The 12,294-nt window shown below is 67.3% G+C and carries 9 protein-coding genes and 1 pseudogene; 4 read left to right on the forward strand and 6 right to left on the reverse strand.

All coding sequences use genetic code 11. The features are described from left to right. Positions 1 to 197 precede the first annotated feature (197 nt). From XCC_RS21865 to XCC_RS21885, 5 genes and pseudogenes are all read right to left on the reverse strand, one after another. Entirely contained in the window at positions 198 to 743 is a 546-nt protein-coding gene (locus XCC_RS21865; protein ID WP_011039274.1) for a glutathione peroxidase, read from the reverse strand. A gap of 83 nt (positions 744 to 826) precedes the next feature. Then, positions 827 to 1,216 carry a hypothetical protein gene (locus tag XCC_RS21870; protein WP_029629089.1) on the reverse strand — a complete coding sequence of 130 codons (390 nt, stop codon included), beginning with the start codon at positions 1,214 to 1,216 and terminating at the stop codon, positions 827 to 829. Between the two features lie 1,005 nt (positions 1,217 to 2,221). After that, the gene (gene rmuC / locus XCC_RS21875) at positions 2,222 to 3,754 is read right to left on the reverse strand and encodes a DNA recombination protein RmuC (protein ID WP_029217135.1); all 1,533 of its coding nucleotides are present in this window, start codon (positions 3,752 to 3,754) and stop codon (positions 2,222 to 2,224) included. Between the two features lie 441 nt (positions 3,755 to 4,195). Then, positions 4,196 to 4,397: pseudogene (locus XCC_RS21880) on the reverse strand (zinc-binding dehydrogenase); the annotation flags it as partial. A 33-nt stretch (positions 4,398 to 4,430) separates the two neighbouring features. Beyond that, positions 4,431 to 5,438, reverse strand: a complete 1,008-nt coding sequence (locus XCC_RS21885; RefSeq protein ID WP_011039277.1) for a zinc-binding alcohol dehydrogenase family protein — start codon at positions 5,436 to 5,438, stop codon at positions 4,431 to 4,433. 95 nt (positions 5,439 to 5,533) lie between these two features. Here XCC_RS21885 and XCC_RS21890 point away from each other — a divergent pair, with 95 nt between their 5' ends. From XCC_RS21890 to XCC_RS21905, 4 genes are all read left to right on the forward strand, one after another. Then, entirely contained in the window at positions 5,534 to 6,454 is a 921-nt protein-coding gene (locus XCC_RS21890; protein WP_011039278.1) for a LysR family transcriptional regulator, read from the forward strand. Between the two features lie 103 nt (positions 6,455 to 6,557). Further along, a complete protein-coding gene (locus XCC_RS21895; RefSeq protein WP_029217134.1) occupies positions 6,558 to 6,788 on the forward strand; it encodes a hypothetical protein in 231 nt (76 codons plus the stop codon). Positions 6,789 to 7,175: 387 nt separating this feature from the next. Continuing rightward, positions 7,176 to 7,556, forward strand: a complete 381-nt coding sequence (locus XCC_RS21900; RefSeq protein ID WP_011039280.1) for a hypothetical protein — start codon at positions 7,176 to 7,178, stop codon at positions 7,554 to 7,556. A gap of 352 nt (positions 7,557 to 7,908) precedes the next feature. Continuing rightward, entirely contained in the window at positions 7,909 to 9,321 is a 1,413-nt protein-coding gene (locus tag XCC_RS21905) for an amino acid permease (protein ID WP_011039281.1), read from the forward strand. 480 nt (positions 9,322 to 9,801) lie between these two features. Here the strand turns inward: XCC_RS21905 and XCC_RS21910 are convergent, their stop codons facing one another. Continuing rightward, the gene (locus XCC_RS21910; RefSeq protein WP_011039282.1) at positions 9,802 to 12,276 is read right to left on the reverse strand and encodes a GH92 family glycosyl hydrolase; all 2,475 of its coding nucleotides are present in this window, start codon (positions 12,274 to 12,276) and stop codon (positions 9,802 to 9,804) included. Positions 12,277 to 12,294 lie beyond the last annotated feature (18 nt).

Raw genomic sequence — 12,294 nt, forward strand, 5'->3', positions numbered from 1 at the left:
AGGCTCAGGAGTGGAAGTAGGTGCCTCACGGTGTCTCTTTGGCTTTCACGCATTGCTCTTCTCTACGTCTGCACGGTCAGTCAACGTGGAATGCAACTGCTGAGACCGCCCGCGTAGCAGCGCCCTGTTGGACCGAAATCGAACAGGTGGCTGACTGGATGACGAGTCGCAATATGTCTTTGTCCAAGCAGCGCCGGTTAGTGCGCCAACGCCGCATCGACGGCCTGGCGCAGGCGGACGTCATCGGCGGCGACGTCGGGTGCGAAGCGTTCGATGACCTGGCCGTCGCGGCCGATCAGGAATTTTTCGAAGTTCCACAACACGCCCGGTGCCGGGTTGGCGGCGATGCCGTAGCCGGCCAGCTTTTCGCGCATCGGGCCATCGCCGGTGGCCTGCGGCTGTGCGCTGGTCAGCGCCTGGTACAACGGATGGATCTCGGCGCCGGTGACGGCGATCTTGGAGAACAGCGGGAAGGTGACGTCATAGGTAAGCTGGCAGAACTGGGCGATCTCCGCCTCGCTGCCGGGCTCCTGCCCATTGAAGTCGTTGGCCGGGAAACCCAGCACTTCCAGGCCCTGGGCCTGCTTGTCGCGGTACAGCGCTTCCAGGCCTTCGTACTGGGGAGTCAGCCCGCACTTGGAGGCGACGTTGACCACCAGCAGCACCTTGCCGCGATGCGCGGCCAGGCTGGTGGCGCCACCGTTGATGTCGGTCACGGGAATGTCGTGGATGCTCTGGCTCATCGGTGCGTCCTGTTGGAGAAAGCGCCAGAGCATAACCGCCGGGCGAGCGCGAGCGCTGCACCCGACGCGCTAAGGTCAGCGGATCAATCGATGCACAGCGCTGCCTGGCCCATGCCGCCGACCACTTCCTGGCGGCAACCGAAGCGATCGCTGTCGCGCTGGCAGGTGCCGCTGGTGGCGGTGCCGGCGGGCACGATGCTGGTGGCCAGGCAATCACCGCTGCAATCCGAGTTGTCGGTGCAGGTCTTGCCGGCATCGGCGTAGGGCACCACACACCGCGGCGTCTGCATGCGGCCTACCGGACGCATCTGACCGCCTTTGGCGGTGCAGGCGGCAGCGTCTGTGGATGTGGATGTGGATGTGGATGGTGCAGGTGTCACGCCCGCCGCCTGGGACGGTTGCGTGGTGGGCGTATTGCTGCAGGCGGCCAGCAGCAGTGCGGACAGTGTCGTGTACATCCATCGGCTCGACATGCGGGCTTCTTCTTGAACAAGGTGAGGCAAGCATCGCGGCTGGTGTGTCTGCGTGGCGTGCTCGGGTGGGCGATGGCTGCGGCTGCGGCGTGGGGGCGTAGCTGGGAGCGCTGCGGCGTTACGGGGAAGGCTTCATCGCGCCCGAGGGCGCTCCTACGGGAGATCCGTTGCGAGGTGAGAGCTTGCCGATCACGTGGCCCGTGCGTCGATTTGCAGCGGGGTGGATCACGACTAAAACCGCGGCGGCTGTGAGACGGCGTTGGCCGTGTAGGAGCGCCCTTGGGCGCGATGGGGCGTTACCGGGAAGGCCTCATCGCGCCCGAGGGCGCTCCTACGGGTATCGGTTGGGATGCAGCCGGGTTGCCGACCCATGGCTATGCGTCGGTTGCGCCAGCGTGGATCACCAGCTAACCCGTTGATGTGAGATGCCTTCAACTGTGTAGGGGCGCACCTGGGCGCGATCAAGCGTTACCGGGAATGCCTCGTCGCGCCCGAGGGCGCTCCTACGGAAGATCCGTTGCGAGGTGAGAGCTTGCCGATCACGTGGCTCGTGCATCGATTTGCAGCGGAGTGGATCACGACTAAACCAGCGACGGCTGTGAGATGGCGTTGGCCGTGTAGGAGCGCCCTTGGGCGCGATGGGGCGTTACCGGGAAGGCCTCATCGCGCCCGAGGGCGCTCCTACGTGAGGTCAGTTGCGATTTGAGAGCTTGCCGATTACGTGGCTTGTGCATCGATTTGCAGCGGAATGGATCACGACTAAACCAGCGACGGCTGTGAGATGGCGTTGGCCGTGTAGGAGCGCCCTTGGGCGCGATGGGGCGTTATCGGGAATGCCTCATCGCGCCCGAGGGCGCTCCTACCGAATGCGGTTCGATGCACTGGGTGCGGCTGTGAGGTGAGTGGCTTGCCCGCGCTGGTTACGGTGTAGCCGGCTCACCGTTGGTCGCGCGAACGAACCATCTGCACTGGCCCTCTTCCGCACTGGCACGCTGCACGCCGCACTCATTCCTGCTCGTCACCGGCCTCGTCATCACTGCTGCCGGTGTCGTCGTTGCCGGCGTCGTCGAGCAACGCCTGCGATTGCTCGCCGGCCAGGGTTTCCACGCCACGCAGGCGGCGCTCGATGGTGCGGGTCTTGCGGCTGGCTTCGCCCAGGCTCTTGCCGACCGTGGTGATCTGCCGCTCGGCCTTTTCGAGAATGCCGGCAAACTTGCCGAATTCGCTCTTCACCGCGCCCAGCACCTGCCAGACCTCGCTGGAGCGCTTTTCGATCGCCAGGGTCCGGAAGCCCATCTGCAGGCTGTTGAGCAGGGCGGTAAAGGTGGTCGGCCCGGCCAGCACCACGCGATGTTCGCGCTGCAGCAGGTCGACCAGCCCGGCACGGCGGATCACTTCGGCGTACAGGCCTTCGGTGGGCAGGAACATCACTGCGAAGTCGGTGGTGTGCGGCGGGCAGACGTACTTGTCGCTGATGGATTTGGCCTGGATGCGGATGGCGCGTTCCAGCTGCGCGGTCGAACTCTTGATTGCGTCGAGGTCGCCTTTTTCCTGCGCGTCGATCAGGCGTTCGTAGTCCTCGCGCGGGAACTTGGCATCGACCGGCAGCCACACCACCGTGTCGTCGCCGCGCCCTGGCAGGCGGATCGCGAAATCCACCGCTTCCGCGCTGTCGGGCTTGACCCGGACGCTGCGCGCGTACTGCTCCATCGTCAGCGTCTGCTCCAGGATGTTCTCCAGCTGCACTTCGCCCCAGCCGCCGCGGTCCTTGACGTTGGTGAGCACGCGCTTGAGGTCGCCCACGCCGGTGGCCAGCTGCTGCATTTCGCCCAGGCCGCGCTGCACCTGCTCCAGCCGCTCGGACACCAGCTTGAAGGAGGCGTCCAGGCGCGTGTTGAGCGTGGTCTGCAGTTTCTCGTCGACGGTGGCGCGCATCAGTTCCAGCTTGCTGGCGTTGTCGCTCTGCAGGCTGGCCAGCTGTTGCTCGAGCGTGGCGCGCATTTCGCCGATGCGCAGTTCGTTGCGCTGGGTCAGTTCGGTCAGGCGTTGGCCCAGCGCTTCGGTGAAGCGCTGCTGCGACTCGCCCGCTTCGGCGCGGCCCTTGCGCGCGTCCTCGGCGAGCGCTTCACGCAGCGCGGCCATGTGGGTGTCGGTGCGTGCGATCAGCTCGGTGAGTTGCTGCCCGAACACGTGGATACGGGCTTCCTGCTGCTGGCCAAAACCATCGAGCTGGGTGCGCAATTCAGTCAGCCGCCCGGTGAGCAGCTCGCCGGTGCGCAGCTGCGCCTGGGTGCTTTCTTCGCGTGCCTTGCGGGCATCTTCGCCGAGCGCGTCGCGCAGCAGGTCCAGGCGCTGGTCGGTGCGGGTGGAGAGCTCGGTGAGATTGCGCGCGAAGGTCTCCAGGCGGCCATCCTGCTGCCGCGCCAGGCCCTCGAGTTGTTCGCGTAGTTCGCCGCGGCCGTCGCGTTGTTCGGCGCGCAGCGCCTGCTCCAGCCCGGTGGTGGAAGAGCGCCGCAGCAGCATGGCCAGCTGCAGCACGAAGACTGCGCACAGCAGCCCGATGAGGATGAGGGATTCGGATGACATGCGCGCAGTGTAGCGGTGCCGGTCGCAGCAGCTGCGTCAGTGGGTGGCCGGCTGCAGGGTCGGCGCAGTGGTTGCCTGATGGTCGGGAGGGCGCACGTGCTGGTTCGGGGTGAACTGCGTGGCGCGCGCTGGCGGTGCACTGCGACCTGCGCCGCACTGCACCCGACCGACTGCGCGGCTGCCACGCGCAGTCGGTCCTTAGCGGGATTGATCGCAACACCACGCACAGACCGATGCCGCCATCCACACAGCGCGTGCCATCGCTCGCAATCCAGGCCTCGTCACCGCAGCGCAGCCGCCGCCGACCTGGTGCCCGCCCTGCATCGCGCGAACGCGAGACGCGCTGTGGCGCCACGTCCCGCAGCGGCCACCGCCATCACCACTACCGCTCGCTCAAAATCCCTCCAGCACCAGTTTGCCGCGGGTGCGATGCGATTCCAGCGCGGCTTGCGCAGCGCAGGTTATCCACCTTAATGCGGCCGTCGTGCTCGCCCAGCGTCGTGCGCAGCACGCCGGACTCCACAAATGCGGCGACGCGGTTGAACAAGTGCTGCCGAGCGATCGTGTTATCGGTGGCGAACAGCGAGCCGGTGAAACATCAACGCCCCGTGCAGCACCCACCGCTCGTTCAAAAACCTTCCAGCACCAGCTTGCCGCGGGTGCGGTGCGATTCCAGCGCGGCGTGCGCGCGGCGCAGGTTGTCCACGGTGATGCGGCCGTAGTGCTCGCCCAGCGTGGTGCGCAGTACACCGGACTCCACCAGCGCGGCGACACGGTTGAGCAGGTGGTGCTGGGCGATCATGTCGTCGGTGGCGAACAGCGAGCGGGTGAACATCAGTTCCCAGTGCAGCGACAGGCTCTTGCGCTTGAGCGGCAGCGCATCGAGCGTGGCGGGGTCGTCGATCAGCGCCAGCTGGCCTTGCGGGGCGAGCACCTCGACCAATTGCGCGAAGTGCTGGTCGGTATGGGTGAGGCTGGCCACATGTTGCACCTGGGCGATGCCGATGCGCTGCAGGCCGGCCGCCAGCGGCTCGGTGTGGTCGATCACATGGTGGGCGCCGAGCGCGTAGACCCAGTCCTGCGTCTGCGGGCGCGAGGCGGTGCCCACCACGGTGAGCTGGGTCAGCGCGCGTGCCAGTTGCACCAGGATCGAGCCGACCCCGCCGGCCGCGCCGACCACCAGCAGGGTCTGGCCTGCGCCGCCGCCTTCAACAATGCCGAGCCGGTCGAACAGCAGTTCCCAGGCGGTGATGGCAGTCAGCGGCAACGCGGCGGCGGATGCGTCGTCGAGCGTGGCGGGCTTGCGGCCGACCAGGCGCTCGTCCACCAGGTGGTATTCGGCATTGGTGCCGGGGCGGGTCAGCGCGCCGGCGTAGTACACCGCGTCGCCCGGCTGGAACAGGGTCACCTCGTCACCGACCGCATCGACCACGCCGCTGGCGTCCCAGCCCAGCACGCGGGGCGCCTCCACCGGCGCCGTGGCGCGCACCTTGGTGTCGACCGGGTTGACCGAAATGGCGTGGATGCGCACGCGCAGATCGCGTGGGCCGGGCGTGGGCAGTGGCAGGTCGAGCGCGACCAGCGCGCGCGGGTCGTCGATGGGCAGGCCGTGTTGCGGGTAGGCGATGGCTTTCATGGTGGTGGCCGTGGGGCGAGGAGCTGCAGCGTGCGCCATCGCCATTTCCGGAAAAACCGGCAAACTGCGCAAGCAGTTTCACTGCTGGAGAGAAGATGGTCCGGTTCGATGATCTGGCGCTGTTCGTGCGCACCGCAGCGCTGGGCAGTTTTTCCAGTGCCGCGCGCGAGGCCGACCTGTTGCCGGGCCAGGCCAGTGCCGCAGTGGCCCGGCTGGAACGGGCGCTGGACCTGCGCCTGTTTGCACGCTCCACCCGCAGCCTGCGGCTCACCGCCGAGGGCGAGCAGTACCTGCCGTACGTGCGCCAGGTGTTGGAGTTGCTGCGCGATGGCCGCGAGCAGGTGCGCGGCGGCGACCAGGCGCTGCACGGGCTGCTGCAGGTGACCGCGCCGTCGGACCTGGGCCGCAACGTGCTGCTGCCGTGGCTGACCGCGTTCCGCGCGACGCATCCACGGCTGACGCTGCGCCTGCACCTGTCCGACCAGGTGGCCGACCTGTACCGCGCGCCGGTGGATGTGGCGTTCCGGCTGGGGCGCATCGACGACGCCGACCACGTGGCACTGCCGCTGGCGCCGGACAACCGCCGCGTGCTGGTGGCCGCACCGGATTATCTGCACCGGCATGGGCGGCCAAGCACGCTGGAGGCGCTGCGCGAGCACGCCTGTCTGCTGTACGTGCTGGCCGGGCGCCCGTACGACCGCTGGCAGTTCGAGGGTGATGGCCGCCGCCAGACCGTGCCGGTGCGTGGGGCGATGCTGTGCGACGACGCCGACGTCGTGCGGCGCTGGGCGGTGGCGGGCGAAGGCATCGCCTACAAGTCGTGGCTGGATGTCTGCGCCGATGTGCAGGCCGGGCGCCTGGAAGTGCTGCTGCCGGCCTACGGCGACCGGCTGCCATTGCAGCTGGTGTGCCCGCATCGCAAGCAGTTCTCGCCCGCCGTTCGCCAGTTGCATGCGGACTTCGCGCAGCGCTGCCAGGCGTTGACTGCGCTGTTGCCAGGTCTGCCGGCGAGCTGAGCCACCACCGCGCGCACAGCGGCGCACGCGGCCGCGTCCGTTGAAGGCATCCTCACCGTAGCCGCCCTAGCCTGTGTGCATGGTCACGCGCCGTCCTCCCTTGCTGCAGCGCTACGGCAACCGCGATGGCGACTCCGGCGTGGTGGCCTATGCGGTTACCACCGGCGCGATCGCGGTGCAATTTCGCAGTGGCGAGACTTACGTGTATACCGACGCCAGTGCCGGCGCCGAGGCGATCGCCACCATGCAACGCCTGGCCGCGGACGGACGCGGATTGAGTACCTACATCAGCCAGCATGTGCGCGAGCGTTACGCCGGCAAACTTGAGCCTTAGCAGTTCGACATGTGCCATGCACACTGGCGTGTTGCACCGCCATGCATGCGGTAACTCGAACGGCAACGCGACAGCAGCGCCACATCGCAACATGTACGACACCGCCGCCATCGCGATGTCTGCGGGTCCATCGCATCGGCAGTACACAACAACCTGCATCCCATTGGGATTGGCCAACGATTTCAATGACGCATCAACCGGCCACCAGCGCGATGGTGCTTGATGACGCAACCGCCTGTTTTTGCGCACATGCAGCGCCGACTGCATCGCAGTTGCACAAGCGGCCCGAAGCGATGCTGCGAAGGCGCGGCATGCAGGCGCACGCGCATTGACCTCAACGTGACCTGCGCGCCGGTAGGCTGACGTTCTCACCTGCGAGGCTGCCTGATGACCACCGTCAAGACCCAAACCCGTTTGCTTGCCCTGGGCCTGTTCGCCTTTCTGGGTCTGTTTGGGGCGATCATCTGGTACCTGATGCGGCCGTATGGCACCGCGTATTTCTTCCCGGTGCATTTCCTGATCGGTGCGGCACTGCCGTTCTTGATCTATGCCATCGGCGCGACGCGGCTGTGGTTCTGGCTGGGCATGATCGTCACTGCGATCGTGCTGCTGTGGTTCAATTTCTGGGGCCACGATGCCAATGGCGCGGCGCCACGCGTGCTCGACTGGAGCCACTTTGCCGCCGGCGCGATCGGCCTGGCCAGCGCCTGGGCGGTGCAGTTGTTGTATCGGCGTGCACGTCCGCCGCATCGTCCGTCGATCGATTGAGGGTGGCCGACACTGGCCAGTGTTGGCCGGTGTCTTGCAGCGCGCGCATCACCAACCAATCCGGTCGTCACTGTTGATGGCGATCACCCGCGTCGGCAGAGCATGCCGTGGAAACGGCCGCCGCCATCCATTGCAAGACAGCTCGCACCACCGATGACGCGCCAGCGCTGATCACGCCGCAACGCCTCACGCGCAGCTGCATCGCCACCAGCCGCTGCGTTTCCAGCGCGTCGATCTAATTAACTCCGCGCTGCCACAGCCCGTGCCCGGCGTCGCGTGACCTTGGACCGATAGCTTTGCTGCGCCGCGTTGGGCGACACTCGGGAATTCTTTTGGTTCCTGCGAGGTCCCCATGTCGTCTTGGCTCAGGCGCAAATCCATCGATCAGGTCACCGTGCACGAGGCCGGGCGGCAGCTGGTGCGCAGCCTGAGCTGGCCACACCTGATCGCGCTGGGCATCGGCGCGATCGTCGGCACCGGCATCTACACGCTGATCGGCGTGGGCGCGGACAAGGCCGGCCCGGCGGTGCTGCTCTCGTTTGTGGCCGCCGGTATCGTGTGCGCCTGCGCGGCGCTGGCGTATGCGGAGATGGCCACGATGATGCCGGCCGCCGGCAGCGCCTACACCTACAGCTACACCGCACTGGGCGAGAGCATCGCCTGGGTGGTGGGCTGGAGCCTGGTGCTGGAATATTCGCTGGTGGTGAGCACGGTGGCGGTGGGCTGGTCGGGCTATTTCGTCGGGTTCCTGCAGTGGTTGGGAGTCAATCTGCCGCATGCATTGATTGCCGGGCCGCACGCCGGCGGCATCGTGAACCTGCCGGCGGTGGTGATCACCTTCCTGGTGGCCGGCATGCTGATGGCCGGCACCAAGGAAAGCGCCACGCTCAATGCGGTGTTGGTGGTGCTGAAGATCATTGCGCTGGGCGTGTTCGTGGCGATCGCACTGCCGGCGTTCAACAGCGCCAACCTGCAGCCCTTCATGCCCTATGGCTTCTCCAAGGCGATGGGCCCGGATGGCGTGGAGCGCGGCGTGATGGCGGCGGCGATCATCTTCTTCGCGTTCTACGGGTTCGATGCGATCTCCACTGCGGCCGAAGAGACCAAGAACCCGGGGCGCGATCTGTCGATCGGCATCGTCGGTTCGATGATCGGTTGCACGCTGATCTATGTGCTGGTGGCGTTGTCGGCGGTGGGTGCGATGAGCTTCACCGTGTTCGGCAAGAGCCCCGAGCCGTTGGCGTTGATCCTGCGCGAGCTCGGCCATGGCAAGGCGGCGCTGGTGATCGGCGCGGTGGCGATCATCGCGCTGCCGACGGTGCTGCTGGCGTTCCTGTACGGGCAGAGCAGGATCTTCTTTGTGATGTCGCGCGACGGTCTGTTGCCGCGTGGCTTGTCCAAGGTCAATGCACGCACCGGCACGCCGGTGGCGATCACCTTGTTCACCGCGGTGCTGGTGGCCGCGTTGGCGGGCGTGGCGCGGCTGGACGAGATTGCCGCGCTGGCCAATGCCGGTACGTTGGCGGCGTTTACGGCGGTGGCGGCGTGTCTGCTGGTGTTGCGCGTGCGCGAACCCACCCGTGCGCGGGCGTTCCGCACGCCGCTGGCCTGGGTGGTGGGGCCGGTGGCGATCCTGGGCTGCCTGTATCTGTTCTGGAGCCTGCCGAGCACCACGCAGGGCTGGTTCCTGGTGTGGAACGCGCTGGGCGTGGTGGTCTACCTGGCCTACGGGCGGCGGAATAGTCGCTTGGGGAAGGTGGGGTAGTTAGAGCGGCTAACAAAACATAGCGAGCAGTCGTTTTGATAGCTGCTCTTACTTCTCCCGCCGGGAGAAGGTCTCCGTAGGGCGGATGAGGGGCGCCTCAGATATCTTTCAGTGCCAACGATGACGAACGCGTCGCCACGCGCCTTCAAGAGTGAATCATCGATGGGAAGGTCTTGGCGGTAGCAGTGCTGTGCTGCGCGGCTGCTATGAGTACTCCGCCGCCAAATGCAGGTGAGCTGTGCCCTTCTCCCACCGGGAGAAGGTGCCCGTAGGGCGGATGAGGGTGCGCCGCAGGTATCCACCGGCGACCAGCGATGAGGAACGCGTCGCCACGCGCCTTCAACCCTGCATCATCGATGGCGAAGGTTTAGCGGTGGAAGTCTGCTGCCGCGCGTGAGTCGGTGGCTTTGCCTCGTACCCTCACCCCAACCCCTCTCCCGCAGGGAGAGGGGCTTTCATGCGTCGGCTTGATGCTTGCGGTCACTGTGCGGCGGCAGGCGTGGCGCAGAACGAGGTGGGCAATGCGTCCGCTTGCGTGCCCCAGCCCTGAGTGGGTGCCTGCTTGGTCAGCGCAAACGACAGCGTGCCGCCTTGCTGCAACCGGGCCCAGTCCAGGAACACCTGCGGCTGCGGCTTGCCGTTGACGCGGACGCCATCGACGTACTGCAGCGTGCGGCCATCGGCGCCGGGGGCGTCGATGCGCAGGCGCTTGCCGTTACCCAGATCCAGCGTGACCCGCTTGAAGCGCGGCGCATGCAACAGAAATTCGCCGCTGCCCGGCACCGCCGGATACAGGCCGAAGGCACTGAACAGGTACCACGCCGACATCGTGCCCAGGTCATCGTTGCCGGTGACGCCGTTGGGCGCATTGGTGAACAACTGCTGCGCGGCGCGCACCACGGTGGCGGTCTTCCACGGCTGGCCGATCAGCGTGTACATCCACGGGGCGTGCAGGTCCGGTTCGTTGTTGGGGTTGTAGCGGTACTGGTTGTAGTAGCTGTACGGGCCCACCACCCAATGCGTGCGTGCGCCGTTGCCCAGGTCCTTCAACAGGTCGTCGTAGGCGAAGAAGGTGTCCAGGCGTTTGCCTGCCTGTTCGCTGCCGTGCATGGCCTGCAGCATGCCGGGGATGTCCTGCTGCACCAGCCACTGGTATTGCCAGGCGGTGCCCTCGTGAAAGCCGTGCTGCGAGCGCGGGCTGTAGTGATCGTCGGAGGGTGCGTACCAGCTGCCGTCTTCCAGCCGCGGGCGCGGAAAACCGCTGAAGCCGGCGTCGGCATCGCGCACGTCCGCATCCCAGACGCGGTGCCAGTTGCCGCCGCGTTGGCGCAGCTGCGCGCTGTCCTGTGCATGGCCCAGCGCACCGGCCATCTGGGCCAGGGCGCAATCGGCCAGCGCGTATTCCAGCGTGGCCGAACCGCCGTGGTGCGGGTCCACGTCCATGCCCTTGGAGGGAAAGGCGCGGTCGTATTGCACGTAGCCGTTGGCCAGGTAACTCGCGTTGCCGGAGCGGCCGGCGTGGCGCGAATTGGTGGGCGGCTGGCCGAAGGCGTTCTGGCGCAGCGCGGCGTAGGCCTCGGCTTCGTTGCCCTGCAGCGCGCCGAAGCGCCACAGGTCGACCAGGAAGGGCGTCACCGGGTCGCCGGTCATGATGTTGGTGTCGTAGTTGGCGTAGCCCCAGCGCGGCAGCCAGCCACCCTGCTGGTGGATGGCCAGCAGCGAGCGGCCGATGTCGCGCGCGCGCTGCGGGCGCAGCAGGGCGAGCAATTGGTTCTGCGAGCGGTAGGTGTCCCACAGCGAGAAATACTCGTAGTAGGTCCAGCCGTCGGCGCGGTGGATCGCATCGTCGTAGCCGCGGTAGCGGCCGTCGGCATCGCTGCCGGTGAGCGGCTGCAGCAGGGCGTGGTATAGCGCGGTGTACAGCACGGTGCGGTCGTCGCGGCCGGCGCCCTCCACCTGCACGCTGGCCAGTTCGGTGCGCCAGGTCTGCTGCGCGCGCTGGCGCATCTGCTCCAGCCCCAGCAGCGTGCCGCCCTGCATGCCGTCGGCGCGCAGATTGGTGCGCGCGCCTTCGGCGTCCACGTGCGAGATGGCGCTGACCACGGTCACCGCGCGCGCGTTCTTGCCCTTGCCCAATGGGAAGCTCAGCCAGGCGCCGTTGGGCTTGAGCTCACCGCCCATGCTGTGGCGCGCGCCGGGCACGCCGCCGTCTTCGCCCCACACCCCGAACGCGGTGAACGGGCGGTCGAATTCCAGCCGGAACCAGGTGGTGTATTCCTGGCCGCCGCAGAAGCTCTGCGTGGTCAGCTTGCCTTCCACCACGCGGTCACCCACCAGTTGCACCTGGCTGCCGATCACCACGTGGCGGTCGTTGGCCTGGGCCACGTTGATCAGCACATGGCCGGTGTCGGCGCCGGGCGCGAAGGTGTAGCGCTCGGCGGCGGCGCGGGTGAGCGCGGTGGCTTCGGCGTCGATGCCGCCGTAATCGGTCAGGCGCACCTTGTAGTAGCCGGCCTGGCCCACTTCGCCGTCGTGGGTGTAGCGCGCGGCATAGCGCTTCTGGTCGAAGGCCTTGGCGTCGCCGGTATCGAAATCGCCGCCGGGGCCGATGCTGCCGGTTACCGGCAGGATCGAGACCTGGCCGCCCTGCTCCCAGCAGCCGGCCCCGGACAGGAACGAATGCCCGAAGCCGCGGATGCTGGGGTCGTCGTAGCGCCAGCCGGCGTAATGCGCACCGATCGGGCTGACCTGGATCAGGCCGAACGGCGCCGACGCGCCGGGAAAGGTATTGCCGTCGTCCTTGCTGCCGATGAAGGTGTTGACCTGCGCCGGGTCCTGCGCGGCCAGCGGGCCGGCGAGAGTGACACCAAGCAGGCACAGGCCGGCGGCGGCGCGGCGCCACCAGGGGCAGGCAGCGGATAAGGCAGGGGTGGCGCTGGGCACGACAGACAACATGCGGGAATCACCTCGGGG

The organism is Xanthomonas campestris pv. campestris str. ATCC 33913 (assembly GCF_000007145.1).
GTDB lineage: Bacteria > Pseudomonadota > Gammaproteobacteria > Xanthomonadales > Xanthomonadaceae > Xanthomonas > Xanthomonas campestris.